The organism is Mesorhizobium sp. B2-5-11 (genome assembly GCF_006440835.1).
GTDB lineage: Bacteria > Pseudomonadota > Alphaproteobacteria > Rhizobiales > Rhizobiaceae > Mesorhizobium.
In genome coordinates this window covers 1302603-1328766 of record NZ_VFUK01000001.1, presented here as the reverse complement: position 1 = coordinate 1328766, position 26164 = coordinate 1302603, and the positions used below count along the sequence as shown (strand labels likewise).

The window sequence follows — 26164 nt, the reverse complement described above, 5'->3', positions numbered from 1 at the left end:
CGTCAGACGGCCTCGGCCGCTGCCTTGCCGGTGAGCAGCGCGCGCGTTGCCGCGGTCACATCCTGCTGGCGCATCAAACTTTCGCCGACCAGGAAGGTGCCGATGTCGCTCTTCTGCAATCTGAGGCAGTCGTCATGAGAGAAGATGCCGCTTTCGCTGACCAGCAAGTAACCGCCCGGAATCATCGCCCGCAGTCGTTCCGAGGTTTCGAGACGGGTCTCGAATGTCCGCAGATTACGGTTGTTGATGCCGATTAATTGCGACGACAGCTTCAGTGCGCGCTCCGTCTCGGCCTCGTCGTGGACCTCGATCAGCGCATCCATGCCGAGTTCGAATGCCGTCGCTTCAAGCTCGCTCGCCAAATCATCATCTACGCTGGCCATGATGATCAGGATGGCGTCCGCCCCCCAGGCGCGAGCTTCATGGACCTGATAAGGATCGAACAGAAAATCCTTGCGCAGCGCGGGCAGGGTGACGGCGGCTCTTGCCTTGGTGAGAAATTCCGGCGCGCCCTGGAAAGACGGTGCGTCGGTCAGCACCGAAAGACAGGCGGCGCCGCCCTTTGCATAGGCCCGCGCGAGCGCTGGCGGATCGAAGTCGGCGCGGATCAAGCCCTTGGACGGGCTTGCCTTCTTGATCTCGGCAATCAGAGCGAAGCCGCCGGATCTGCGCTTCGCCTCAAGCGCCGTGAGAAAGCCGCGCGGCGCGTCAGTGTCTTTCGCCCGCGCCTTGATCTCGGCCAGCGGCACGCGCGCCTTGGCCGTCGCGATCTCGTCGCGCTTGTAGGCCTCGATCTTGCGCAGGATGTCCGACATCTGTCTAACCGTTCGAAATCTCGACCAGCCGGTCGAGCACCTGCAGCGCCCGGCCGCTGTCGATGGCTTGCACCGCCGTCGCCATGCCGTCGGCGAGCGTCGTCGCCTTGCCCGCCACCACCAAGCCGCCGCCGGCGTTCATCAGCACGGTGTCGCGAAAAGCGCCCACGGCGCCACCCAGCATAGCGCGCAACGCCTCGGCGTTGTAGGCAGCGTCGCCGCCGCGCAGTTCTTCCTTGGTGTGACGGGTCAGGCCAACCGCTTCGGGCGTCAAGGTGAAGGTGCGGATCTCGCCGCCGATCAGTTCGGCGACATGCGTTTCACCCGTGGTGGTGATCTCGTCGTAGCCGTCACCATGAACGACCCAGGCATGCTCGGTGCCCAGCGCCTTCAGCGTCTGGGCCACCGGTATGATCCATTCCGGCATGAATACGCCGACCATCTGCCGGCGCACGTCGGCCGGGTTGGAGAGCGGACCGAGCAAGTTGAAGATGGTCCTGGTGCCGAGCTCCACGCGGGTCGGGCCGACATGCTTCATCGCCGGGTGATGTGCCGGCGCGAACATGAAGCCGACACCAGCCTCGTGGATGCAGCGGCCGATGGCCTGCGGCGTGAGGTCGATCTTGACGCCGAGCGCGGTCAGGACGTCGGCCGCACCGGTCAGCGAAGACAACCCGCGATTGCCATGCTTGGCGACCGGAACCCCGCTGGCGGCGATGACGAAAGCGGATGCCGTCGAGATGTTGACGGAGTGCGAATTGTCGCCGCCGGTGCCAACGATGTCGATGGCGCCGACAGGTGCGTCGACGCGAAGCATCTTGGCGCGCATGGTGGCGACGGCGCCCGAAATCTCGTCCACCGTCTCGCCGCGCACACGCAACGCCATCAGGAAGCCGCCGATCTGGCCGGGCGTAGCATCGCCCGACATGATGATGTCGAAGGCCTCGCGCGCCTCGTCGAAGGACAGGGCGGTGCCGGTCGCGACCTTGGCGATATGGGTTTTCAGCGCGCTCATCTTGTCGAGGCTTGGGCAACGGCAGCCTGGTCGACGCGGACGCCGTACTGCGTCTGCAACTGCGCCACCAACTGGTCGAGCAGATCGTCCGACATGCCGGAGGTGAAGGACTTGCGCGCGTCCTCGGGCACCGAACTGGCATCGGCCCCGGCGGGTTCGAACACCTCGGCGACCTTGAACAGGATTTGCGCGTCGCTGGTGGGAGAGGGGATCAAGCCGGTGCCGCCTTCGCCGACGCCGAACATCACCGCTGCACCTTCCTTGCCGAAATCGGCGTCGTCGGCTTCGCGCTTCAGGCCACGCTTGGTCTGCTTTTCCAGCTTGAGCTCGCCGGCAATGACGTCGAGCGTTGCGCCGGCCTTGAGCCGCTTTTCCAGCTCCTGCGCCTTGGCGGTCAGCCGCTTGGCCGTCTCGGCCGCGGTCCAGTCGGCAACGACCTTCTGGCGAACTTCGTCCAGCGTGCGGTCGCGGGCCGGCGTGATCGAAGCCACTTCATAGAAAATGAAGCCGTTATCGGCCGTGGTCAGCGCCTCGTTTTCAGTATTCGGTTCGGCATCGAAGGCAGCCTTGATCAGGGCCGGCGATTCCGGCAGATCCTTGACGATGGAGCCATCGGGCCGCAGGCCACTGCGATCGATCGCGTCGACAGTGACGACCTTCAGCTTCAGCTTGGCGGCGGCGTCGGCCAGCGAACTGCCGGCGGCGCGACTGTCCTCGTAATTATCATGCACGTCCAGAAGGATGCGGTTTGCCTCGCCCAGCGCCAGGTCCTTGCGGATCTGGTCCGACACTTCGGCCAGCGGCTTCACGACTTCGGGCTTGATCTCGGTGACGCGCAGCAGCACGGGACCAAAGGCACCCTGCACGACAGGGCTGACCTCATTGACGTTGAGCGCAAAAGCAGCGTCGGCGACCGCCTTGTCGGCGATCTTGTCCTTGGCGAGCGTTCCGAGCAGCGTGTCGGCCGGGGTCTTGCCTTCCGCAGTGACGAGCTTGTCGAAGGTTGCGCCGGACTTCAACGAATCGAGCGCGGCCTTGGCCTCGTCCGGCGTCTTGAACACAAGCTGCTCTATGGTGCGCATCTCGGGAGTGGTGTAGCGCGCCTTGTTCTTGTTGTAGTCGTCGCTGACCTGGGCGTCGGTCACCGAGCTCGTATCCATGATGTCCTGCGGCTCGAGCCTGACATAGGAAAACTTGCGGTATTCGGGCGCGGCATAGGTCTTCTTGTTGGCCTCGAAATAGGCCTGCAGCGCGCTGTCGCTCGGCGCCTCGATGGGTTCGACCAGCGCCTTCGGCAAGGTCAGATAGTCGACCGTACGATCCTCGCCACGGTACAGGGCCACCGCCTTGAAGAAGGTGTCAGGCGCCTTGAGGCCGTCCGAAACCGCCTCGACGATCTGCTGGCGCACCGCGACCTGGGCACGATTCTTCAAATAATCCTCCGGGCGCATGCCAACCTCACGCAGCCTGTATTCGAAGGCTCTCCGGTCGAACTGTCCGCCGGGGCCCTTGAACGCCGGATCCTCGCGGGTGAGTTCCGCCAGCCGGTCCTTGGACAGGCCAAGGCCGAGCTTGCGAGCCTGTTCGTCGAGGACCGCGCCCGAAACAAGCTGCGCCAACACCTGGTTGTCGACGCCGAGCGCCTTTGCCTGTTCGTGGGTGAGGCGCTGACCGAACTGCTGCGACATGACGGCGAGCTGGCGGTCATAGGCGAGGCGGTATTCGTTGATCGACACCTTGGTGCCGCCGGCCGTGATGACGGAGTCGTGGCCGGCAAGGCCACCCATCAGCCGTCCCGATACGCCCCAGACCGCAAAACTGACCACCAGCAGCGAAAGCAGTAACTTCGCGACCCAGGTGCCCGCCGCGCTTCTCAATATACCAAGCATCGTTACTTCCGATTTATGCGCATTTTCGGATGCGCCGAGTCTGAAACAAGCGCAATAGCGCCCTTCCGGTCCACTGTCGATTGCTTTGTGGCTTGATTTTGGTAGTGAGAACGCCAGCCGAATGTCACCCGGAGAAGCAAACGATGACGCCAGGAATTCGCCCGCTCGTCGCAGGCAACTGGAAAATGAACGGTACCAGCGCCTCGCTCAATGAACTCAGGATGATCGGCAACGGTTTCATGAGCGGGCTCGACGCAGACACCGAGGCGCTGGTCTGCGTTCCCGCGACCTTGCTCGCCCATGCCGCCGAGATTCTGTCGCGTACGCCGGTTCATGCCGGCGGTGAGGATTGCCACGCCAAGGAGAGCGGCGCCTATACCGGGTGCATCTCCGCGGAGATGCTGAAGGATGCGGGCGCGACCCACGTCATCGTCGGCCATTCCGAATGCCGCGAACAGCGCGGCGAGGATGATGCCACAGTTCAGGCCAAGGCCTCCGCAGCCTGGCGCGCCGGGCTTGTGGCCATTGTCTGCATCGGCGAGACGCGGCAGGAGCGCGAAGCGGGCGCGACGCTGGACGTGCTGTCACGCCAAGTTGCCGGTTCGGTGCCGGCAAGCGCTACCGCGTCCAACACGATCGTTGCCTATGAGCCGGTGTGGGCGATCGGCACCGGCCTGACCCCGACCGTCGCCGATGTAGCCGAGGCGCATGCGCATATTCGCGAAAAACTGTCGGAGAAACTCGGCACCGCCGCGGGCAAGATGCGCATTCTCTATGGCGGTTCGGTCAAGCCGTCCAATGCAGTGGAACTGCTTGGGGTCAGGAATGTCGACGGCGCGCTGGTTGGCGGGGCCAGCCTGAAAGCGGCCGACTTCCTGGGCATCGCGGAAGCCTATCGCAGCATCTCCTGATGACTTCGCGCGGCGCCGAAGCGGGCGCGGCGCACGGGAAATCGTTGTAAAGGACGCCTTGCTTCCCATATTCCGGCCACGGGCTTGGAAATGCCGTGAAAGCATTGTATTGAGCCGCCTCCAATTCCCCGGTCGTGTCCGCGGCCGGGCAGGGCATTGCCAGGATAAACTATGCAAACCGTACTGATCGTCATCCATCTCATGGTCGTTCTGGCCCTTGTCGGCGTTGTGCTGCTGCAGCGCTCCGAAGGCGGCGGCCTTGGCATTGGTGGCGGATCTGGCTTCATGACGGCGCGCGGCGCCGCCAATGCGCTGACTCGGGCGACGGCGATTCTGGCGGCCGCTTTCTTCGTGACGTCGCTGACCTTGTCGATCATTGCCCGCTACGGCGAGAAGCCGATCGACATTCTCGACCGCGTTCCCGCAACATCGGACGGCGCCGGCAAGGGCGTACTCAACCAATTGCCTGGCACGACCACCCCGACGCCGCCTTCAGGCAACGCGGCGCCGACGCCGCCTTCCGGCAACGGAGCCGCGACAACGCCCCCGGCCAACGCTCCGGCCGCGCCGCCCGCCGCCGGCTCGACGTCGCCGGCGACCAACGGCGCCAGCACCGCGCCCGCGGCCCCGCAGGTGCCGAACCAGTAATCCGGGTTCGTTCAAGGGCTATCTGACAGGGAGCGCCGGCGTGCGAACGCCGGCATTCTGCGTCGTTACAACCGAACTGCGCTCGGTTCCGGCTCTCGCTGCCGGGCCCTCGGCCCGCTCTGATCTCTTACACTCAGCCGATCTGTTGTCGTTTGACCACAGTCGCGGCAAATGCGGCGGCATCACGAAGATTCGACGGGAAGTGCAGCGGCCTCGCGCTTGAGGCGCCCGCGCTTATTCGACTATAGATTGCGCGCGGCATTTTCGGTGTCCTTGGGGGACGCCGGGCGACGCCGTGGGCAACAAATATTGAACGATCGGATCTTCGCCATGCAGCTTCGCAGCTTCATCTTCCTGGGACTTTGCGCCGCACTCGGCATGAGCTCCCCGGCTTTCGCCGGCGTGCCAGCCAATTTGGCCGCCAATCAGTCGGTCGGCAAGACCGACGCCATCAACGTCGCAGCCAAGAGCGATGCGGCGCAGTTGAGGCTTCTCAAGAAGAAGAAAAATCCGACACCGGACGATCTCGCCCAGATCAAAAAGATCGAGGCCAAGATCGTTGCCGACAAGGAAGCCGCCAAGGCCAAGGCGCTGGAAGCCAGGAAGATGGCGATGCGCGAAGCGGCGAAAGCGAAGGCCGAGGCGGAACGGCAGGCGTTCCTGGCCAAGAGAGGCAAGACTGCCCCGGCGACCGAAGTGGCCGCGGCCAAGCCGGCCAAGAATGTCACGAAGATCATCGAGCCGTTGACGCCGATCGAGCCGATTCCTTCGGCCGAACCGGAATCGGCCGAGGTGATGAACGTTGCGCTGACCGGCAACAATGGCGAATTGCGCAGCGAGCTGCCTGGCCAGAAGCAGCGCACCGGCGGCGGCCTGTTCGCCGGACTGTTTGGCGGCCAGATGGCATCGTCCTCGATCAACTATCTGCCTGAGACCCGTGCGCTGGATTCGGCGCTCGCCAGGAAAAACGCCAAGAAGCCGTTCAAGGTAAAGCCGGAGTTCGTGCCACAGGACGTGGAATTCACCGGTTACGAGGCCGGCACGATCGTCATCGATACCAGTGCCCGCCGGCTCTATCTGGTGGAATCATCGTCCACCGCCCGCCGCTACGCCATCGCGGTCGGCCGCGAAGGATTGCAGTTCAAGGGCACCGTGGCGGTCGGCGACAAGCAGGAGTGGCCACGCTGGATCCCGACGCTGGACATGCAGAAGCGCGAGCCCAAGCATTATGCCCAGTACAAGGACGGCATGCCCGGCGGCGGCCAGAATCCGCTCGGCGCCCGCGCCATCTACCTCTATGACGGCAAGAAGGACACGCATTTGCGCATCCACGGCACCATCGCGCCGCAGTCGATCGGAACCAGCGCTTCCAATGGCTGTTTCCGCATGATGAACGAGCACGTCATGGACCTCTACAGCCGCGTCAAGGTCGGCACCAAGGTCGTCATCATCTGACGTTTGCAGCAGCTTGCCAAAAGGGCCGGTTCAGCCGGCCCTTTTGTTTTGCCTCGCTCTTGGTCGCGTTCCAGTGGAACGGGCCAGCCCGTTCGACATGGGCCTATCCGAAAACCGGATCCCATTTTCGGATCACGGTTCGAGCGCCTTCTTGGGAAAAAGCCTTAGCGGCGGTTTTTTCTCTGGCGGAATCAATCCGGCCGCGTTAAGCGATGACTCCCATGGCGCGATATGTATTCATCACAGGCGGCGTGGTTTCCTCACTTGGAAAAGGCATTGCCGCAGCGGCCCTAGGGGCTCTCTTGCAGGCGCGGGGCTATCGCGCACGCATCAAAAAACTCGATCCCTACCTCAATGTCGATCCGGGCACGATGTCGCCGTATCAGCATGGCGAGGTGTTCGTCACCGATGACGGCGCCGAGACCGATCTCGATCTTGGCCATTACGAGCGGTTCACTGGCCGTTCCGCCAACCAGCAGGACAACATCACCACCGGCCGCATCTACAAGAACATCATCGAGCGCGAGCGGCGCGGCGACTACCTCGGCGCCACCGTGCAGGTCATCCCGCACGTCACCGACGAGATCAAGAATTTCGTCCTCGACGGCAATGACGACTATGATTTCGTGCTGTGCGAAATCGGCGGCACCGTGGGCGACATCGAGGCGATGCCTTTCCTGGAGGCGATCCGCCAGCTCGGCAACGACCTGCCGCGCAACAACGCCGTCTATGTGCATCTGACGCTGATGCCCTATATCCCGACCGCGGGCGAATTGAAGACCAAGCCGACCCAGCATTCGGTTAAGGAGCTGCGCGGTATCGGCATCGCGCCCGACATCCTGCTCGTCCGCGCCGACCGGGCCATTCCCAAGGAAGAGCGTAGAAAACTGTCGCTGTTCTGCAATGTCAGGGAGAGCGCGGTCATCCAGGCGCTCGACGTGCCGCACATCTACGACGTGCCGATGGCTTACCACAAGGAAGGGCTCGATTCGGAAGTGCTGGCCGCGTTCGGCATCGACCCCGCGCCGAAGCCGCGCATGGAGCCGTGGCAGGCCGTGTCCAACCGCATCCACAATCCGGAAGGCGAGGTGACCATCGCCATCGTCGGCAAATATACCGGCCTCAAGGACGCCTACAAATCGCTGATCGAGGCGCTGTCGCATGGCGGTCTGGCCAACCACGTCAAGGTCAAGCTCGACTGGATCGAATCGGAAATCTTCGAGAAGGAGGATCCGGCGCCCTGGCTGGAAAAGGTGCATGGCATCCTGGTGCCCGGCGGTTTCGGCGAGCGCGGCTCGGAAGGCAAGATCCTGGCTGCGAAATTCGCGCGTGAGCGCAAGGTGCCGTATTTCGGCATCTGCTTCGGCATGCAGATGGCCTGTATCGAGGCGGCGCGGTCGCTGGCCGGGGTCGATGAGGCCTCCTCGACCGAATTCGGCCCGACCCAGGAGCCGGTCGTCGGCCTGATGACGGAGTGGCTGAAGGGCAACATGCTGGAGAAGCGCCGGACAACCGGCGATCTCGGCGGCACGATGCGGCTCGGCGCCTATCAGGCCGAGCTCGCCAAGGGTTCCAAGATCGCCGACATCTATGGCGACACGCAGATTTCCGAGCGTCACCGCCACCGCTACGAGGTCAATATCGACTATAAGCAGCGGCTGGAGGATTGCGGCCTGGTGTTTGCCGGCATGTCGCCCGACGGCGTGCTGCCCGAAACGGTCGAATACCCCGACCATCCCTGGTTCATCGGCGTGCAATACCACCCCGAGCTGAAGAGCCGGCCGCTCGACCCGCATCCGCTGTTCGCCAGCTTCATCGAGGCGGCGGTCGAACAATCGCGCCTGGTATAGGCGCGCCAGGCGGGGTTCGGCATCCGATGCAGACCTACGTCGCCCTTCTCTACAGCATCGTCCTGGGAGAAGGGCGCCGGGTCGTGATGTCCGACCTGAAGGCGATGGCGGAAGGCCTCGGGCTGAAGAATGTCCGTACGCTCGTGGCGACGGGCAATCTTGTCTTCGAGGCGCCGGCGACGGACGTCGCCGGTCTCGAGCAGCGTCTGGAAGCCGCCTTCAAAAAAGCTTTCGGCCGCCATGTCGATATCATCGTGCGCGGTGCCGAAGATTGGCTGAGGCTCGCGGCCGGCAATCCGTTTCCGGCTGAATCCGCCGAGACCGGTGACCAGGTGGCCGTCCGGATAATGCGCAAGCCCGTGCCCGACGATGCGGCGGCGGCGCTCGAGACCCATGCCGCCGCCGATGAGAAGGTGATGTCACGCGGCGGCGACATCTGGGTCGTCTTTTCGCGGGAACGACCGAGTTCACGGCTGCTCGCGGCCGCCAATCACAAACGCCTGGGCGTCGGCACGTCGCGCAACTGGAACACGGTGCGCCGGCTCGCCGAGATGGTAGAAGCAGGCAGTAGGCGGTAGGCAGTAGGCAGTAGGCAGTAGGCAGTAGGGGGAAGCCGTCTGCTTTCCCTACCTTTCCTGCCTACTGCCCATTTCAGGCCTTCGCTGTCTTGGCGCCGGCACCCACGGCCGCGGTGCGCAGCACGTAGTAGATGATGCCGGCAATCCCGACGCCGAAGAACCAGCCATAGACGCCCCACCAGGATGGCAGCCAATTGGTGAAGTTCGGCAGGATCGAGGAGAAGACGGCGCCAATGCCGGCAGCGATAAAGGCATTGACATGCCAGCCGCCCTGGAAGCGGAACTCGCCATCCTCGCGATAAAGCGCTTCGACGTCGACCTCGCCCTTCCGGATCAGGTAGTAGTCGACCATCATGACGCCGAAGATCGGCCCCATTGTCGCGCCGATGATGTTGACGAAGGACGCAGCGCTGCCTTCCCAAGGCGCGAAGGGATAGAGCACGAGCGCGATCAGTGCCGCGATGTAGCCGCCCTTCTTGAAGTCGATCTGGCGCGGGAAGACGTTGGAGAAGTCGAAGGCCGGCGAGACGAAGTTGGCCACGACATTGATGCCGAGCGTCGCCACCGCGAAGGTCAAGGCGGCGAGCGCGGCCAAGAACCAGCTGCCGAATTTCGCCGATATCTGGTCGGGGTGCAGCAGCACCTCGTGATAGACGTCGTAAGCGGCAATGGTGGTGACGCCAGCGACCAGCGAGAACAGGATGAGATTGATCGGCAGGCCCCAGATATTGCCCTTGCGCAGCGATGCCTTGTCCGGTGCATAGCGGGCGAAATCGCAGAAGTTGAGATAGAGGGCCGAAAAATAGGTCACCCAGATCGCGGCGACGGCGAACAGCGACGTCCACGATCCCGGCGTACCTGGCACGCCCGCATCCTTGGTCTTTTCGAGCAGCACCTCCATCGGAATGTCACTGGTGAAGGCGAAGGTCCCGGCTTTGACACAGAGATAGACGGCCAGGATCAGCATCATCACCCACACGGCTGGCCCGGCCCAATCCTGGAAGCGGCGCACCGTCTCCATGCCGTTCTGGATAATCAGCAGCTGCAGCGCCCAGATGACCACGAAGCAGATCACTTCCAGCCCGGAGTGGCCGAGGAAATGGGTGTTGGCGTTGAAATCGGCGAACCATTGCGAGCGGATCAGCAGCGCGACAATGGCGCCGGAAGCGGCCGCCGTCTGTGCGCCGTACCAGAAGCAGGCGACGATGGCGCGCACCAGCGCCGGTATGTTGGCGCCCCAGATGCCGAACGAGGCGCGGGCGAGCACTGGGTAAGGCACGCCGGTCTTCACGCCGGCATAGCCCACCATGTTCATCAGCGCGTAGATGACGAGCGAGCCGATGCCGATGGCGATGATGAAGTTGACGAAACCGCCGCAGAACAGGAAAAGGCTGGCGGCGAGATAGTAACCCCAGAGGCTGTGCACGTCCGACGTCCAGACGTTGAAGATCGAGAATGGTCCCCAGTTTCGTATCTTGGCCGGTGCGAGATCTTCGTTATATAGATCCGGCGATGCGCCTTGTATCGTCATTGCAATTGTCCCCTTCTTGCAGCACGCGCCCTCACGCGTTGACCGTCAAGGTTACGCCTGACGCGAGGGAAGGGGCAATCGGCTGATTTGCCGACTTTGGCCTTAAAGATATTCAATGGGGATCGCTCTTATCGCGCGGCACGATACTTGCCGCTCTGATCGGCGAGTCCGATTCGCGGCGCTTTCAAGCGCCGGCAGCGACGACATCGCAGTCGCGGCGGGCAAACCTGCCCTTTTTTTGCCAAGCGCACGTTTTTTATGGAACCAAGTGGATGATGGCGCGTTTGATGGGGTTCGGTCGAACACGTCGCGACCGAGCGGGAGGATACGATGAATTATTTGCATTTTTTTTCGCCCGTGCGGATCTCACGCGGGCAGGGACACCCTATCGAGGAAATCGACAGTGTTGCCGAGGCCATGGTTTTTTTGCGTAAATGGCCGACCGGGCGACGTGGCCCTGTCTATCAATGCGCGCTGAACTGCTGCGCGGCCGCCCTGTCGGGGCAGATGTCGGCTGAAGAAGCCAGGAAGGCGTTCACGGGCTTCGCCCGGATCACGCGGCTTCTGGATGACGAGATGGCCTTGTCGGTGGGCAGCGAGCCAGTTGGGCGCGTGTACGCGCTGCGGCGGTAACGTTCTGAACCGGCTGTAGTCGAAAATCGGCGCCGACCCCCGGCGCCGATCGACTGTTTGTCCGTTTGCCATGGCGTCGGCGAACGCCTAATGCGGCGCGGCCCAGGATGGCCACCATCTGCTTGTGGTCGGCAACTTCGGAAAGCAGCCAATCCTGGCAAGGCGGTCCCCCGTCTTGTTCGCCGCAGTTGAAAGACTATCGACCAGGTCGCAAAACGGCGTGCCGCTCTCCTGCGGTGTAGCAAGGGGGTGCAAGCTTCCGATTTCTTGGAGCGATTTCGCCCAGCACTCGAAAAAACGAGAAGACAGCACTTCAGGCCATAGGATTTGGCAGGCGCAGAAGGACCGCCTTCAGACTTGCTGCTCGAGTGAGGGGCTTGCCTACTTCGCATATGTCGCCGATATGAGGATTGGTGGCCATACTGCCCGCATCAACCAACCAATTGACGCAAAAAATGTCGAGATACCAAGAGCATAAGGTGGCAATCGCCCCGATGATGGATTGGACGGACCGCCATTGCCGGTTCTTCCATCGCCAGCTGACTCGCCGTGCGTTGCTCTACACCGAGATGGTGGTGGCGGACGCGGTCATCCAGGGCGCGCGCGAGCGCCTGCTCGGTTTCGACGATGCGGAACATCCGGTCGCGCTGCAGCTCGGCGGCTCCGATCCGGGGAAGCTGGCCGAGGCGGCGCGCATCGGCCAGGCTTTCGGCTATGAGGAAATCAACCTCAATGTCGGCTGCCCGTCGGACCGCGTCCAGTCCGGTACGTTCGGCGCCTGCCTGATGAAGGTGCCTGACCTCGTCGCCGACTGTGTCGCGGCGATGAAGGCGGCGGTGACCATTCCCGTAACCGTCAAATGCCGCATCGGCGTCGACGAGCAGGATCCCGAGCCGGCGCTGGATGCGCTTGCAGACGGTGTTTTCGCGGCCGGCGCCGACGCCCTTTGGGTGCATGCGCGCAAGGCATGGCTGGAGGGGCTGAGCCCCAAGGAAAACCGCGACATCCCGCCGCTCGACTATGGCCGCGTCTATCGGTTGAAGGCGAGAAAACCGAGCGAATTCATCGGCATCAATGGCGGTATTCAATCGCTTGAAGAGGCGCAGACGCATCTCCAGCACCTCGACGGCGCCATGCTCGGCCGCGCCGCCTACCATACTCCAGGCATTCTGACCGGCGTCGATGCCATGTTTTATGGAGAGCGGACCGGTCCCTTCGATTTCGCCGCGCTGATCGATGTCATGGCCGGCTACGCCGGACGCCATGTCGAACAGGGCGGGCGGCTCGGCCACGTCACCCGCCATATGGTCGGGTTGTTCCATGGATTGCCCGGTGCGCGCCGCTACCGCCAGATCCTCTCCACGGATGCAACGCGCCCCGGCGCTGGGCCGCAGGTGCTGAAGACGGCGTTCGCTGCGGTCGACCTCAGCGGGGCGGTCGACAAGGCCGCCTGAACCGCTTTCGCCGAACGTCAATCCCGGAGGGTCATCCGGTCGCCGCGCACGTCGAAGCCGGACAGCGAACTGATGAAGTTCATGCCGAGCAGGCTCTGGCCAAGCATACCGGGTGCCGCGACCATCACCGGCATATTCTTTCGCACGATGCCGCCGATGGCCAGTTCGTTGGTTTTCACAGCCGCGGCGCGCGCCGTGCCGTTGGCGGTCGAGACCGGTATGGTGAAATCGAGAGCGGCGGGATTGATCCCGGCTGCCTGGGCGTCCTGCGACGTCAACACGGTGCTGGTCGCTCCTGTGTCGACCACCGTGCGCACTGGCGCGCCGTTGATCAGGATGCGCGCCTCGAAATGGCCATTGTCGGCCTTGTCGAGCGTCACGGTGGCATGGCCGTCCTCGATGCCCAGCGCCAGCGGGCTGCCGGGAACAAGGCCAGCGGTTACCCGGTTGGCGAAATCCTGCAATTCGTAGCGATATTGATAGCCGGCGATCAGCGCGAGCGCGATCGCCGCCCACGCGCCGAGATTGCGCGCCATGGCGCTGAGCGGGCGGCCCGACCTTAGAAGGCCGGCGCCGATGAGCGCGCCGAAGGCGCCCAGCCAGATCAACCGGCCGAAATCATCGTTCTCGACGCCGAGCGTATTGCCGGCGGAATCGTTGAACATCAGCAGCACCGCGCCGACGCCGATGACGAGCATCAGGATCCAGAACAGGCGGTTCATGTCGGCAATCCGTTCACGAGAGCGCGTCGCGTTCCCGTGCCATACGGGTGCGGCGGGTTTCGCGGCGCGGCCGGCGCTCGACCGTCTCCAGCCTTGCAGGCAGTTGGGCCATGACGTTACGGCGCGCCTGCGCCGTCATGTCGATCCAGGCGCCGATCTCGTCCCGGGTGCGGCCGCACCCGAAACAGAAACCGGTCTTCATATCGATCGAACAGACCAGAATGCATGGGGATTCGATGGCCGTCATGAATGTTTCCTTGGCTGACTTCCACATGGTGCAACGGCATGGCCTTTGCAAGCCCTCGGGAATGCGTCGCTCGCGGCCGCTTTTACATCAGGCGCGGGAGGTTGTGCCGGCGCACGAGGGCGGCTATGCCGCTGCCATCTGCAAGGACGATTTCCACGACATGACCAGAGCACAGCCCTTCGACGATTTCCGTAACCTGCTGGCCAACCTGCCGGCGGCCGACACGACAGCCGAGGCCCGTGTGCGAACGCTGTTCGCCAAGGCGGACAAGCCAAGGAACTCGCTTGGTCGCATCGAGGATATCGCTGCCTGGCTGGCAGCATGGAGTGGCCGTGCGCCGCCGGCAGTGACGCGGCCTCTGGTCGCGGTCTTTGCCGGCAACCATGGTGTTGTCAGGCACGGCGTCTCGCCGAGAGCCGTGGCGGCGACCGCAAACGCCGTCGAACTGTGTGCGGCCGGCGGTGCAGCGATCAACCAGGTCTGCGTCGCCAACGACCTCGGGCTGAAGGTTTTCGATCTCGCCTTGCATATTCCGACAGCCGACATCACGCAGGATGCCGCACTCGACGAGCGGGGTTGCGCCGCGACCATGGCCTTTGGCATGGAGGCGATCGCCGGCGGCGCCGACCTGCTTTGCCTCGGCGATCTGGGCGTCGGCAATTCCACCGTCGCCGCGGCCCTGTTCGCGGCCGTGTTGGGCGGCAAGGGCACCGATTGGGTCGGCCCGGGCTCTGGCGCCGATGCGGCGATGCAGGCGCGCAAGGCGGAGGTGGTCGATGCGGCGCTGGCTTTCCACGCCGGCCATCTCGATGAACCGTTGGAGGTGCTGCGCCGGCTCGGTGGCCGTGAGTTCGCGGCGATAGCCGGCGCCATCCTTGCGGCACGGATGCAAAAGATCCCCGTGCTGCTCGACGGAGTTGCGGCAACGGCAGCCGCAGCGGTCCTGCATGCCGCCAATCCTGCCGCGCTGGATCATTGCCTTCTCGCCGGCCTGTCGCCGGAGCCCGCGCATGCGCAGGCCGCCGAGCGCCTTGGCCTTCGCCCCTTGCTTGACCTCGGCGTCGGCCACGGCGAGGGAGTAGGCGCGGCACTTGCCGCCGGCCTAATCAAGGCAGCGGCACTGACCAGTTCGGGCATGGCCGCGGCCGTTCGCGGCTAGGCCGAGCATTCGTCGCTCATTCCACGCATGAGGCGCGTCAACGCCGACGCGCCGCGACCGCCGCGGTCGGCAGGGCCGGGAGTTCCTCCATTACCCGGCTCAGCGGGAAGATGGCAATCGCCTCTGTGCCTTCGCGCAGCTTGGAATGAAGTTGGAATTCGCCGCCATGCATGGCGAGCAGGCCCTGCACGATCGGCAGACCAAGTCCGGTGCCCTGTTCGGCGCTCTTGATGGCGATCGAACCTTGGCCGAAGGCCGAAAGCACTACCGGGATCTCGTCTTCCGGTATGCCGGGGCCGTTGTCCCTGACCGAGATGTATTGTCCGCCGCCGGCCGTCCAGCCGACGCGCACGCGGATTTCGCCGCCGGTAGCGGTGAACTTGATCGCGTTGGACAAGAGGTTGAGGGTGATCTGGCGCACCGCGCGCTCGTCGGCGAACAGGCGCGGCAAGGCATGTTCGAAATCCTGAATGACGCGGATATCCTTGTTGCGCGCCTTCAACTCCATCATGTGGCAGCAATCCTCGACAATGCCGAGCAGCATCACCGGCTCTTCATTGAGCTGGTACCGGCCGGCCTCGATGCGCGACAGGTCGAGGATCTCGTTGATGAGGTCGAGAAGATGCTGGCCGGATTCGTGCACGTCATGGGCATAGTCGCGATAAGTGGGATTGCTCATCGGCCCCAGCACTTCGTTCGACATCACTTCGGAAAAACCGAGAATTGCGTTGAGCGGCGTGCGCAATTCATGGCTCATCGAGGCAAGAAAGCGCGATTTGGCCAGATTGGCATCTTCCGCGCGCCGCCGCGCCTCGTCCGACATCGATTTCGCGGTCTCGACTTCGGCGATCAGTGCGTCCTTTTCGGAGCGGAACGACAAAAGCATCAGGGAGGAGCGGTTGAGGTTCCGCGCGATATAGGCAAAGAAAGGCAGCGAAAGAACGAGCAGTACGGCCATGATCGCCCCGACAGGCATCCACAGCCTTATTTCGGCGTAGGCGTAAAGCGTCACCGGAACAGCGAAAGTCGCCAGCAACGCCCCGCGCAGGGATGAGGCCATGATAGCGGTTCCGGCCATGGCAAGCAGCAGCACCACGGCCTTGACCACCTGAAACTGGTCGACCGCGCAGGCACCGCAGCCGAGCCAGACGAACCAGCCCCAGCCGAGGCCACACAGGAAATGTGCGAACAGGAATTCTCTCTGGGTTTGCAACGGGTTAAGATCGGACGCTTCCACGCGTTCGACGCGGCGCGCCATGAAAGCCAACATCGTGTAGCAGGTCAGGGTGAACAGCGCCCAGAGAATGATCTCATTGCCGATGCCGGCCAGCCGGCCAAGCGCGGCGATCGCCAGGACAAGCAGCGGAATGGCAATGGCCCCGCTGGTCATCGCGCGCGCATGGAGTTTCAATAGTTCGCGATCGAAATCCGGATTGCCGGCCTGTTGCGAAAGACGGTCGCGCGTCTTGCGCACCGCGCGCGCGACATCGCTGTTGCGATGGCGTTTCCTGCGGTCCACAATGAATTTGTCCGCTGTGTTCGAGCGTTGCAAAGGCATGAAGACTTCAATTATGCGGGCGGCATTTCAAGGTGTTAAGCTACGTTCGAATGATTAACCAACCGTTTGCCATATGAGCCGTTCCTGGTCGCAAGGACCGCGCCGGCGGTACGCTGCGCCGCGTCCGCGAAGCCCATGGCGCAAATTGCTGGACTACGGGCTGACCGTCATTATTCTGGGGTTGCTGATCGTGCTTGCGGCGCGCCTCGATCGCGTGGAGACGCGAAAGACACAGGGCGTCGCCATCATCAATGATGGCGACTCGATCACGCTCGGCGCCGAACGCATTCGCATGCGCGGCATCGACGCGCCGGAATACACTCAGACCTGCCGCAAGAAAGGCGCCGACTATTCCTGTGGCACGCTTGCGCGCCAATCTCTGGTGCGCCTGATCGCCGGCAGGCCCGTCATCTGCAGCGGCTGGCAGCGCGATCGTTACGGCCGGCTGCTCGGCGATTGCAGGGCCGGGGACACCGATCTCAACCGCGCACAGGTCGAGGCGGGCTGGGCGGTCGCTTTCGGCGATTACGAGAGCGAGGAAGCGATCGCGCGCGCGGCAAAGGCCGGTATCTGGGCAGGTACGTTCGACCAGCCGCAAGATTGGCGCGACAGCCACCATGGCGAGTCCGTCGAGAGAAAACATGGCACGTTCGCCTCCATCGGCGATGCCGTGCGAGAGATCTTCCGCTTCTGGTAAGCCGGCGGAAGCTGAACCCTGCCATCACCGGCAAGAACTGGAGGATCGAATGAAGCTCTTCGACGGCGGCCGAGCGCCCAACCCAAGACGGGTTCGCATTTTTCTGGCCGAGAAGGGAATCGCGGTTCCGCTGGTGTCCGTCGACATGGGCGCGCTGGAACACAGGCAACAGGCGGTCAGCTCGCGCAATCCACTGCGGCGATTGCCGGTGCTGGAGCTTGACGATGGCACCGTCATCACCGAGTCCGTCGCCATCTGCCGCTATTTCGAGGAACTCAATCCCGAGCCCGCACTGTTCGGTCGCGGGGCGCTCGGCAAGGCGCAGGTCGAGATGTGGCAAAGGCGGATGGAATTCAACCTGCTGACCTGCGTCGCGCAAGCTTTCCGCCACACCCATCCGGCCATGAAGGAATGGGAGATCCCGCAGATTCCCGAGTGGGGCGAGGCCAACAAGCCGAAGGCAATCGAATTTCTGCGACTTCTCGACGGCGAACTGGGAACCCGCGAATTCGCCGCCGGCGACGCCTATTCGATCGCCGATATCACCGGGATGATCGCCATCGATTTTATGAAACCGGCGCGCATCAAGGTGCCGGACGAGTGCAGCAATGTGTTGCGCTGGTATCGGATGGTTTCGAGCCGGCCGAGTGCCGCGGCCTGAGGATGACTGCGGAACTCGAAAGCTTCGCCGCGACGGTTCGCGCCTGCCGCATCTGCGTCGACAATCCGATCGGCCGGCCACTGCCGCACGAACCGCGCCCGGTGCTGCGACCCTCGTCGAATGCCCGCATCCTGATTGCCAGCCAGGCGCCGGGAACCAAGGTGCATCTGTCGGGCATGCCGTTCACCGATGCTTCGGGCGACCGGCTGCGAGACTGGCTCGGCGTCACCAGCGAGGAGTTCTACGACACCGAGAAGTTCGCTATCGTGCCGATGGGCTTCTGTTTCCCCGGCCAGGACGCCAAGGGCAGCGACTTGCCGCCAAGGCGTGAATGCGCGCCGGCCTGGCGCGCGCCGTTGATGGGGCTCATGCCGCAGATCGACTTGGTGCTGACGATCGGCATCTACGCGCAGTCCTGGCACATGGGTGCCGCGCGGCGCCCGTCCCTGACGGAAACGGTGAGGGACTGGCGCTCCATCTGGGAGAAATCCGCTGGCCAGAAGGTGCTGCCGCTGCCGCATCCGTCCTGGCGCAACACCGGCTGGCTGAAGCGGAATCCCTGGTTTGAAATGGATTTGCTGCCTTTCCTCAGGTCGGAAATCCGCTATCGCCTCGGTTAGACATTCAGCAAGAAACCACCGGCTTTTCCGCCAATCAGCAGAATTTTTTTCTTGTGGAAGCCTATAATACCGCCGATTATGGCCAATCCATTCCTTCAGGAGCTTTCAATGGACCGCCTTGACCGAAAAATTCTCCGCCTCCTGCAGGAGGACGCGACGCTCGCGGTCGCAGATGTCGCCAAGAAAGTGGGACTGTCGACGACCCCTTGCTGGCGGCGCATCCAGAAGCTCGAGGAAGAGGGCGTCATCAAGCGGCGTGTCGCCATTCTCGATCATGAAAAGGTCAATGTGCGGGTCACCGTCTTCGTCTCGATCCGCACCAATTCGCACAGCCATGAATGGCTGCGGCGCTTTTCCGAAGTCATCCAGGAATTCCCCGAGGTGGTCGAGTTCTACCGCATGAGCGGCGATGTCGACTACCTCCTGCGTGTCGTGGTGCCCGACATTGCAGCCTATGATGCTTTCTATAAGCGGCTGATCGCCAAGATCGAGATTCGCGACGTCTCGTCCTCCTTCGCCATGGAGCAGATCAAATACACGACCGAAATCCCGCTCGATTACATGGTGCTGGACAAGGAATCGGGTGCGAACGCGGCCTGAGCGCGCGTGGCCTTGATGCATGCAAGGTCACGCAAGCTCGCCTTGCTTAGTTCTTCTTTTTGTTGAGGAAAGTCCAAGGCGAGTTGACCGGTAGGGTTATTGTGTCCGGCACGGTGTCGACGCCGGTCACGCCTGCCTTGCGCACGGTATAGCCCGACTGGATGACCGAGACGCCGTCCAGGATGAAAAGCTGGCTCTTCTCCATGCCCGGTTTCAGCGCGCCGGTTACGGAAACCGGCTGGTAGGCCTGCGACATCCTGTAGGGATGAGCCGGGGTGACCAGGACGATCTGGTTGGGCGGCGGCGTCGGCATGTGACTGCACGCCCCGGTCCACGGCACCAGTAGGAATTGATAGACAAGATCGCCTTCGCGATCGACCGGCAACGCATAGCCGGCTATTTGTATGGTCTTGTCCTGCAGGCCGAGGGATAACGTCTCGCCGCGATCGGGCAATTTTGCCGCGATCATCGGCAGGCCAGCTTCTTCGGCAACCGCCTGGGTCGCCGGGCGCAAATCCTTCCAGAATATGTGTGTGGTCTCGGCCGAAGCGAGGGCGGCTGTAAAAGCCGACATCGCGCCCGCGAACGCTGCCATGGCTACCAGACGTTTGATCATGGGACGTTTCCTTTGCGTTCGAGTAAAGACACCGCCACCGGCGACGTCAACGCTCGAGCCGCATTACATGCCGGCGAGAACCGGTCATGCCGGCGTCGTGAAAGCCGCGCGCCGCAAACATGTCGCGAAACCCCATGAAACGGTAGCTCGGCGATGCCTCGCCCACCGGATAGGCCTCAATGATATGCGCCCCCTTGGCGAACGCGTGGTCAATGGCCGCATCGAGCAATGCGGAAACAAAACCGCGGCCGCGCAAAGCCCTTGACACATAAAAGCAGACGATTGACCATACCCCCGTCTCCCTGTCGTCCTGCCGCTTTGAAAGCCTTCGGTAGGTTTCGCGCGGCGCGACCGAACACCAGGCAACGGTCTTGCCGTCGATCTGGGCGAGGATGCCGACCGGCCTGCCGGCATCGATAAGTGCCATCATCTGGCGCTTTTTCTCATCATTCGGGATGTGCTCGCGGACGGACTGCCGCCACGCCATGCACCAGCAATATTTTGGCGCACCCGGCTGCTCGAACAATATCTCAAAGTTGCCGCGTGTTGCCGGCGTCACCTCCGTGAACCGGATATCGGCAAGATCAGCTTTTTCTGGCGGTGAGCCGTTCCAGCGTTGTGGCATCCGTTAACTCCTTCACGGCGTCCCGGCCGATCCAGCGCGCCGTCTTGTCGGATGATCCGGCCAACTTTTGCGCAAGCGCAAGGGCAGAGGCATGCAGTGCGGCCGAGCGTTTGCCGATCTGCCGCAGCGCCCAGCTGACCGCCTTCCTGACGAAATTGCGCGGATCGCCGGCATGCGCCTCGATCAACGGCAGATAGGCGAGAAACGTCGCGTCCGGCTCCTGCTTCAGATGCACCGCGCTCCAGGCCACCATGGCAAAGCCGGCGCGGCGCACGAACTCGCGTTCGTCGGCAGCAAACTCCTCGATCAACTCACGCCGGAACGGCGTTTCGGCAAAGAGATCCGAAACGCTGTCTACGATCTCCCAGGAATCGAGATCGCCGGCCCAGCGGCGGCACTGCTCGGCCGTGATCTTTTTCGGCTCCCCGGTGAACGCCGCCATCAGCCGCGCCTCGCGAACACCGCTGTCCCACAGGGCAAGCGCCCGCTCGTGATTGCGCTTCAGCTTGCGCGCCAGCGGCCGCAAATCCGAATTGGCTACACCAAGAGCCGTCGCGGTGTTTATGCCGAACCGAGCCATGCCGGCGCGGTTTTCCTGCGTGCCGATCGAGCGCAGGTGAGCGACGATCTCGTCCGCGCTCCAGCTCGGGCCGGGCAGGGACATCTGCGTTCTACTTTTCCAGCCTCGCCAGCAGTGAGGATGTGTCCCAGCGCCTGCCGCCCATCGCCTGGACGTCCTTATAGAACTGGTCGACGAGCGCCGTCACGGGCAGTCTGGCCCCGTTGCGGTCGGCTTCATCAAGGCAGATGCCGAGATCCTTGCGCATCCAGTCGACCGCGAAGCCGAAGTCGTATTTGCCTGCATTCATCGTCTTGTGCCGGTTCTCCATCTGCCACGAGCCCGCTGCGCCCTTGGAGATCACATCGATGACCTTCTCGATGTCGAGCCCGGCCTTCCTGCCGAAATGGATGCCTTCGGACAGTCCCTGCACCAGCCCGGCGATGCAGATTTGGTTGATCATCTTGGTGAGCTGGCCGGCGCCTGCCGGTCCCATAAGCCCGACCATCCGGGCATAGGCGTCGATGACGGGCCTGGCTTTGTCGAAGGCTGCCTGGTCGCCGCCGACCATGACGGTCAGAATGCCGTTTTCGGCGCCGGCCTGGCCGCCGGAGACCGGCGCGTCGAGGAACGAGAAGCCGCGCTCCTGTGCGGTCTCGGCCAATTCGCGCGCGACCTCGGCCGATGCCGTGGTGTTGTCGATGTAGACGGCGCCCTTTTTCATGGCCTGAAAGGCACCGTCCTTTGCCGTCGTCACCGAACGTAGATCGTTATCATTGCCCACGCACGAGAAAACAAAGTCCTTGCCTTCGGCAGCCTGCGCCGGCGTCAGGGCGAGAGCGCCGCCATGCTGGGCGACCCATTGCTCGGCCTTTGCCCCGGTGCGGTTGTAGACGGTGACGTCGTGGCCGCCCTTGTTCTTCAGATGCGCGGCCATGGGATAGCCCATGACGCCAAGACCGAGAAATGCCACCGATGCCATGGCTTGTTCCTTCCGACGGGAGCAAAGATTGCAGTTGCGGAAGGTCTAGGCCATGCGGCGGATTCGTCAAGGCGCGCGCCGAGCCATCGACTGGCACAGATCAGGTAAGCTTACCGTTTCAGGTGAATGGTAATCCGGCGCTCGATCCATTCGACGCCGTGGCGCAGGATCTCGACCATCACCAGATATACGATCGCCACCCAGACATAGGCCTGGAAGTCGAAGGACTTGGCGTAGGCGAGTTTCGCATTGCCCATCAGGTCGTAGACGGTGATGATGGCGACGATCGCGGAGGCCTTGATCATCAGAACGAGTTCATTGCCGTAGGGTCGCAAGGCCACGATGATCGCCTGGGGCAGAATGACCTTGCGCAGCGTCTGCAGCTTGTGCAGGCCGAGCGAAGCGGCGCCTTCCCACTGGCCCCTTGGAACGCTCTCTATGGCGCCGCGCAGGATTTCGGCCTGATAGGCGGCCGTGTTGAGCGCAAAGGCGAACACGCCGCAGTTGAAGGCGTCGCGGAAGAACCACCATAGCCCGACCGATTCGAGCTGCACGCGGAAAGAACCGACCCCGTAATAGACCAGATAGACCTGAACCAGCAGCGGCGTGCCGCGGAAGAAATAGACGTAGCAATAGGCGGGCCACGACAGCAACCGGTTGTTCGACATGCGGCCATAGGTGACGGGCAGCGACAGGATGGCGCCGGCCACCATCGACACCGCCACCAGCGACAGGGTGGTTCCAAGTCCCTGCAGATAGGCCGGCGCATATCGTGCGAAGAACTCGCCGTTCCACGCGGAGACCAGATAGGCCAGTATACCGAAGCCGAAGAGGATCCAGAGGCCGACGAGTGCGTATCCCACGATACGGGCACGCGGCCAGCCGCGCGCCGGCGGCGGCGGCCGATCGACGGCAATGGTGTCGGTGACGCTCATCGCGCTTCCTTCTGCCCGAGCGACCGCAAGATGAAGCCGGTGGCGATCGAAGACAGGATTGCCAGGATGAGAAAGACCAGCGCCGCGACGCTGTAGAACAGGAACGAATGTTTGGTGACGCGCGCCGCGACGCCCGCATTGCGCAAGGTCTCGGCGAGGTTGACGACCGAGACCAGGGCTGTGTCCTTGAGCAGGCTGAGCCAGCAATTCTCGAGACCGGGGAAGGCGATGCGCAGCAATTGAGGCAGGATCACCTTGCGCATGGTCAGCCACTTCGACAGACCGATCGCATAGCCGCCCTCATACTGGCCCTTCGGAATGGCGCGAAAGGCCGAAAGGAATACCTCGCTGGCATAGGAAGAGAAGATCAGCGAGAGCACGATCATGCCGGCGATGAAGCTGTCGACATCGATCGTCGCCTCGGGCCTGAAGAAGCGGATGATGTATTGCAGCAGGATGGGCATGCCGAAGAAGAACAGGAAGAGCGTCACCAGCTCCGGAAGGCCCCGAAACATGGTGGTGTAAATGTTCGCGGCCAGCCGCAGCGAAGGCTCTTCGGATTGCTTTGCCCAGGCAATGAAAAAGCCGATCGTCAGGCCGATCGGAAGCGTGGCGAGCGCCAGCGCGATGGTGACCACCGCGCCATAGGCGATATCGTCAAGCCAGCCATTGGGTCCCCAACTGAGAAGTGTCCATATGCTTTGGGCTGGCATCGAGTGGTGTTATCTCCAGAGCTCCCAGATCGGGTAAGGCGGCAGGGAGACCCTGCCGCCCTTGGAGGTGATTATCAGGACTCGGCGCCGTAGACGTCGAACTTGAAGTACTTGTCGTTGATTTCCTTGTATTTTCCGTTGGCCCTGATGGCGTCGATGGCGGAATTCAGCTTGTTGACCAGATCGGTCTCGCCCTTGCGCACGGCAATGCCGGCGCCAGGTCCGAAAATCTCGACCGGCTGCGGCGAGGGCTGGCCGAGGATCTTGCAGCAGGCACCGTCAGGCGAATCCAGCCACTGCTGCAGCACCACGATATCATCCTCGATGGCGTCGAGGCGGCCGTTGGCCAGATCCGCCTGTTCCTCGGGGCTGCTCGGATAACCCTTGATCGTGCTGTCGGTGTAAGTCTTCGAGGCATAGTTGAAATGGGTCGTCGTGGTGGCCACGCCGATACTCTTGCCGGCGAGGTCCTCCTTGGTCACGCCCTTCAGCGTCGAATCCTTCGGGACGGCCAGCGCCGAGGGCGTGTTGTAGTATTTGTGAGTGAAGTCTACCTTCTCGGCACGCTCCGGCGTGATCGACATCGATGCCACGATGGCGTCGAACTTGCCCGCCTGCAGCGCCGGGATGATGCCGTCCCAATCCTGGGCAACGAAGGTGCACTTGACCTTCATCTCATCGCAGAGCGCCTGGGCGATGTCGATGTCGAAACCGACGAGCTTGCCATCGGAAGTCAGGTTGTTGAAGGGCGGATAAGCGCCCTCGGTGCCGATCCTCAGGGTCTTTTCCTGGGCCTGGGCTACGCCGAGCGTCAGCAGCGCGGCCGAAGCGGCGAGCGCGATACGCAGTGCAATACGCATAATGATCCTCTCTTTATGGTCCCGGCCGTCGTTCCGAAACGGCTCTGTGGGGGCGGTGCTTTTGACCGCCCGCTGGCCCGATACTCCCACTCTTTCCAAGAAAAAAGCAACTGCAAAACCACGAAAATCGGCAATGTCCTTCTGCCGTTACGTTACTTCTCAAGCAACGAGGCCGGTCGCGCGCTCGACGAAGTCGGCTATCGATTTCACGTCGTCGAGGTCGAACACCGGCAGGCTTTTGTCCTCGATGACGAAGTCGGCCGCAATGGCAACGATCCCGGGGTCACCCGCCGAAAGCGGCGTCCGGTCCTTCGCCTCCAGGCGCCGGGTTTCGATCTTGCGGTGGGCTTCGCGCTTGTAGCCTTCGACCAGCACGATGTCGGACGGCGCAAGCCGCGACAGGATCGCTTCCAGCGCCGGCTCATCCTCGCCGCGCAATTCGTGCATCAGTGCCCAGCGATTGGCGGAGACGATGGCGACTTCCATGGCTCCTGCCTGGCGGTGGCGAAAGCTGTCCGCGCCCGGCTTGTCGATGTCGAAATCATGATGGGCGTGCTTTACGGTCGAAACCGTCCAGCCGCGCCCAACGAGTTCCGCGACCAGTTTCTCAGTCAGGGTCGTCTTGCCGGAGTTCTTCCAGCCGGTGATGCCGAAGAGGCGCTTGTTCATCTCAGATGCTCTGCAGCAACCGCGCCGCCTTGGCAAGATCGCCGGGGGGCGCTTTCGAGCCGCAGCAAGGTCTTGTCGCCGCCGCCCCTGCGTCTGGATTGAACGCCGGCCAGCATCAATCCCGCAATATCCATCACCATCATCGAGCCCGTGCGCCGTCGCGAAAATCACGGGATTCTCCCCGAGCCTCTTATATGCCGTCCGGGGCCATGGCAGGACCAGTGCTTTCCGCGACGATCCTGCGCCGGCCGACGACCCGCTCACGATAAAGCGCGTAAAGGCCGGAGCCCACGATTGTGCTGGCGCCGATGATCATCGTCATATCGGGGACATCGCCGAAGACCAGCAGGCCGAGCACAATGGACCAGAGCAGCGCCGTATAGCGGAACGGCGCTATGAAGGAAATCTCGCCCGAGCGCATCGCCATGATGATGAATTGGTAGCCGATGAGCACCAGCACTGCTGCGAGCGCCAGCAGTGCAGTGGCTTTGCCCGTCATCGGTGTCCAGCCGCCCATCGGCGACAGCAGCAGCGCGCCGACCACGGTCATGGCCAACGCCGTTGCGGTTGAGACGAGCAGCGTGGGGATAGCCTGCGGAATCCGCTTGGTGGCGAGGTCGCGTACCGCACAGCAGGCGACGCTGGCCAGCGCCACCAGCGAAAACATGCTGAACCCGTCGAAGCCCGGGCGCACCACGACCAGCACGCCGGCAAATCCGGCAGCGATCGCCAGCCAGCGGCGCCAGCCGACCGCCTCGCCGAAGACAAGGGCCGCGCCCATCGTCACGGCCAGCGGCAGTGCCTGCAGGACGGCCGAGACGCTGGCGATCGGCAAATGGGCAAGCGCGACCAGGAAGGTCACCGTCGCGCCGGCCTCGGCAAGGACGCGCAGCGCCACCAGTGGCTGCAGCATCGAGCGCGGCCGGACCAGCGCGCCGCGCTGCCAGGCAAGCAGGCCGACGAAGAGCGAGGCAAATGCGCCTCTGATCAGCATGACCTGCGCCATGTTCATCGACTGCGACGAATATTTGGTGATGGCGTCATTGAGGGTGAAGCCGGCCATCGCCACCACCATGAACAACGCACCGCGAAGATTGGGAGAAAGGGGCAAGATCTCTACCGGTTCTGCTTTGAAAAAAGCCTGTAGCAGCCGGGACCGAAA

General features: G+C 63.1%; 28 protein-coding genes and 1 pseudogene. 12 read left to right on the top strand and 17 right to left on the bottom strand.

Annotated features, from left to right (window positions below; genetic code table 11):
* Positions 1-2 precede the first annotated feature (2 nt).
* The 3 genes from trpC to FJ490_RS06795 are packed head-to-tail and all read right to left on the bottom strand — an operon-like array spanning position 3 to position 3719.
* The gene (gene trpC, locus FJ490_RS06805; RefSeq protein ID WP_140515366.1) at positions 3-815 is read right to left on the bottom strand and encodes an indole-3-glycerol phosphate synthase TrpC; all 813 of its coding nucleotides are present in this window, start codon (positions 813-815) and stop codon (positions 3-5) included.
* A gap of 4 nt (positions 816-819) precedes the next feature.
* Positions 820-1830, bottom strand: a complete 1011-nt coding sequence (trpD, locus tag FJ490_RS06800) for an anthranilate phosphoribosyltransferase (protein WP_140515367.1) — start codon at positions 1828-1830, stop codon at positions 820-822.
* Positions 1827-3719: a SurA N-terminal domain-containing protein gene (locus FJ490_RS06795; RefSeq protein WP_140498654.1), complete on the bottom strand. Its 1893-nt coding sequence runs from the start codon at positions 3717-3719 to the stop codon at positions 1827-1829. The genes trpD and FJ490_RS06795 overlap by 4 nt, the downstream gene beginning before the upstream one ends.
* A 143-nt stretch (positions 3720-3862) precedes the next feature.
* Between FJ490_RS06795 and tpiA the strand changes: the two genes are divergently transcribed.
* The 5 genes from tpiA (at position 3863) to FJ490_RS06770 (ending at position 9161) form a co-directional block, all read left to right on the top strand.
* Positions 3863-4630 (top strand): triose-phosphate isomerase, encoded by a 768-nt coding sequence (tpiA, locus tag FJ490_RS06790; protein WP_140560956.1) that lies wholly within the window; start codon positions 3863-3865, stop codon positions 4628-4630.
* Positions 4631-4801: 171 nt separating this feature from the next.
* Positions 4802-5278, top strand: a complete 477-nt coding sequence (secG, locus tag FJ490_RS06785) for a preprotein translocase subunit SecG (protein WP_140525224.1) — start codon at positions 4802-4804, stop codon at positions 5276-5278.
* 330 nt (positions 5279-5608) lie between these two features.
* The gene (locus FJ490_RS06780; protein ID WP_140560957.1) at positions 5609-6733 is read left to right on the top strand and encodes a L,D-transpeptidase; all 1125 of its coding nucleotides are present in this window, start codon (positions 5609-5611) and stop codon (positions 6731-6733) included.
* 212 nt (positions 6734-6945) lie between these two features.
* Entirely contained in the window at positions 6946-8583 is a 1638-nt protein-coding gene (locus FJ490_RS06775; RefSeq protein WP_140564533.1) for a CTP synthase, read from the top strand.
* Positions 8584-8609: 26 nt separating this feature from the next.
* On the top strand, positions 8610-9161 hold the full coding sequence (locus tag FJ490_RS06770) for a DUF1697 domain-containing protein (protein ID WP_140729153.1): 552 nt from the start codon (positions 8610-8612) through the stop codon (positions 9159-9161).
* Between the two features lie 73 nt (positions 9162-9234).
* On the opposite strand, the gene FJ490_RS06765 is transcribed toward FJ490_RS06770, so the two are convergent.
* A complete protein-coding gene (locus tag FJ490_RS06765; RefSeq protein ID WP_140498646.1) occupies positions 9235-10692 on the bottom strand; it encodes an NCS1 family nucleobase:cation symporter-1 in 1458 nt (485 codons plus the stop codon).
* Between the two features lie 330 nt (positions 10693-11022).
* Here FJ490_RS06765 and FJ490_RS06760 point away from each other — a divergent pair, with 330 nt between their 5' ends.
* Positions 11023-11325 (top strand): DUF982 domain-containing protein, encoded by a 303-nt coding sequence (locus tag FJ490_RS06760; RefSeq protein ID WP_140729152.1) that lies wholly within the window; start codon positions 11023-11025, stop codon positions 11323-11325.
* Positions 11326-11780: 455 nt separating this feature from the next.
* Complete coding sequence (gene dusA, locus FJ490_RS06755) at positions 11781-12779, top strand: tRNA dihydrouridine(20/20a) synthase DusA (RefSeq protein WP_140729151.1); 999 nt, start codon at positions 11781-11783, stop codon at positions 12777-12779.
* Positions 12780-12796: 17 nt separating this feature from the next.
* Here the strand turns inward: dusA and FJ490_RS06750 are convergent, their stop codons facing one another.
* Together FJ490_RS06750 and FJ490_RS06745 are read right to left on the bottom strand one after the other, a co-directional pair.
* Positions 12797-13501, bottom strand: coding sequence for a TIGR02281 family clan AA aspartic protease (locus FJ490_RS06750; protein WP_140498643.1), 705 nt, complete (start codon positions 13499-13501; stop codon positions 12797-12799).
* A gap of 13 nt (positions 13502-13514) precedes the next feature.
* A complete protein-coding gene (locus FJ490_RS06745) occupies positions 13515-13748 on the bottom strand; it encodes a DUF1289 domain-containing protein (protein WP_140498642.1) in 234 nt (77 codons plus the stop codon).
* Between the two features lie 160 nt (positions 13749-13908).
* Between FJ490_RS06745 and FJ490_RS06740 the strand changes: the two genes are divergently transcribed.
* Positions 13909-14907, top strand: a complete 999-nt coding sequence (locus FJ490_RS06740) for a nicotinate-nucleotide--dimethylbenzimidazole phosphoribosyltransferase (RefSeq protein WP_140686442.1) — start codon at positions 13909-13911, stop codon at positions 14905-14907.
* 37 nt (positions 14908-14944) lie between these two features.
* On the opposite strand, the gene FJ490_RS06735 is transcribed toward FJ490_RS06740, so the two are convergent.
* On the bottom strand, positions 14945-16465 hold the full coding sequence (locus tag FJ490_RS06735; protein WP_140648938.1) for a HAMP domain-containing sensor histidine kinase: 1521 nt from the start codon (positions 16463-16465) through the stop codon (positions 14945-14947).
* A 73-nt stretch (positions 16466-16538) separates the two neighbouring features.
* On the opposite strand from FJ490_RS06735, the gene FJ490_RS06730 reads away from it, so the two are divergent.
* The 4 genes from FJ490_RS06730 (at position 16539) to FJ490_RS06715 (ending at position 19043) form a co-directional block, all read left to right on the top strand.
* Positions 16539-17162: a thermonuclease family protein gene (locus FJ490_RS06730; RefSeq protein WP_140515377.1), complete on the top strand. Its 624-nt coding sequence runs from the start codon at positions 16539-16541 to the stop codon at positions 17160-17162.
* A gap of 49 nt (positions 17163-17211) precedes the next feature.
* The gene (locus tag FJ490_RS06725) at positions 17212-17823 is read left to right on the top strand and encodes a glutathione S-transferase (RefSeq protein ID WP_140515378.1); all 612 of its coding nucleotides are present in this window, start codon (positions 17212-17214) and stop codon (positions 17821-17823) included.
* A 2-nt stretch (positions 17824-17825) separates the two neighbouring features.
* Positions 17826-18443 carry a uracil-DNA glycosylase family protein gene (locus FJ490_RS06720; protein WP_224518976.1) on the top strand — a complete coding sequence of 206 codons (618 nt, stop codon included), beginning with the start codon at positions 17826-17828 and terminating at the stop codon, positions 18441-18443.
* 108 nt (positions 18444-18551) lie between these two features.
* A complete protein-coding gene (locus FJ490_RS06715; RefSeq protein WP_006205209.1) occupies positions 18552-19043 on the top strand; it encodes an Lrp/AsnC family transcriptional regulator in 492 nt (163 codons plus the stop codon).
* 46 nt (positions 19044-19089) lie between these two features.
* On the opposite strand, the gene FJ490_RS06710 is transcribed toward FJ490_RS06715, so the two are convergent.
* From FJ490_RS06710 to FJ490_RS06665, 10 genes and pseudogenes are all read right to left on the bottom strand, one after another.
* Positions 19090-19638, bottom strand: a complete 549-nt coding sequence (locus tag FJ490_RS06710) for a DUF3299 domain-containing protein (protein WP_348640087.1) — start codon at positions 19636-19638, stop codon at positions 19090-19092.
* A gap of 67 nt (positions 19639-19705) precedes the next feature.
* Positions 19706-20185: a GNAT family N-acetyltransferase gene (locus FJ490_RS06705; protein WP_246676724.1), complete on the bottom strand. Its 480-nt coding sequence runs from the start codon at positions 20183-20185 to the stop codon at positions 19706-19708.
* Between the two features lie 58 nt (positions 20186-20243).
* Positions 20244-20948: a DNA alkylation repair protein gene (locus FJ490_RS06700; protein WP_140729148.1), complete on the bottom strand. Its 705-nt coding sequence runs from the start codon at positions 20946-20948 to the stop codon at positions 20244-20246.
* Positions 20949-20955: 7 nt separating this feature from the next.
* Positions 20956-21825 (bottom strand): NAD(P)-dependent oxidoreductase, encoded by an 870-nt coding sequence (locus FJ490_RS06695; RefSeq protein WP_140729147.1) that lies wholly within the window; start codon positions 21823-21825, stop codon positions 20956-20958.
* A gap of 110 nt (positions 21826-21935) precedes the next feature.
* Positions 21936-22760, bottom strand: coding sequence for an ABC transporter permease (locus FJ490_RS06690; RefSeq protein WP_140498633.1), 825 nt, complete (start codon positions 22758-22760; stop codon positions 21936-21938).
* Positions 22757-23473, bottom strand: coding sequence for an ABC transporter permease (locus FJ490_RS06685; RefSeq protein ID WP_140498632.1), 717 nt, complete (start codon positions 23471-23473; stop codon positions 22757-22759). The genes FJ490_RS06690 and FJ490_RS06685 overlap by 4 nt, the downstream gene beginning before the upstream one ends.
* 74 nt (positions 23474-23547) lie before the next feature.
* Entirely contained in the window at positions 23548-24333 is a 786-nt protein-coding gene (locus FJ490_RS06680; RefSeq protein WP_140498631.1) for an ABC transporter substrate-binding protein, read from the bottom strand.
* A gap of 159 nt (positions 24334-24492) precedes the next feature.
* Positions 24493-25002 carry a molybdopterin-guanine dinucleotide biosynthesis protein B gene (gene mobB / locus FJ490_RS06675; RefSeq protein ID WP_140498630.1) on the bottom strand — a complete coding sequence of 170 codons (510 nt, stop codon included), beginning with the start codon at positions 25000-25002 and terminating at the stop codon, positions 24493-24495.
* A 50-nt stretch (positions 25003-25052) separates the two neighbouring features.
* Positions 25053-25142 (bottom strand): annotated as a pseudogene (locus FJ490_RS33615) (molybdenum cofactor guanylyltransferase MobA); the annotation flags it as partial.
* A 50-nt stretch (positions 25143-25192) separates the two neighbouring features.
* A complete protein-coding gene (locus FJ490_RS06665) occupies positions 25193-26113 on the bottom strand; it encodes a DMT family transporter (protein WP_140584427.1) in 921 nt (306 codons plus the stop codon).
* Positions 26114-26164 lie beyond the last annotated feature (51 nt).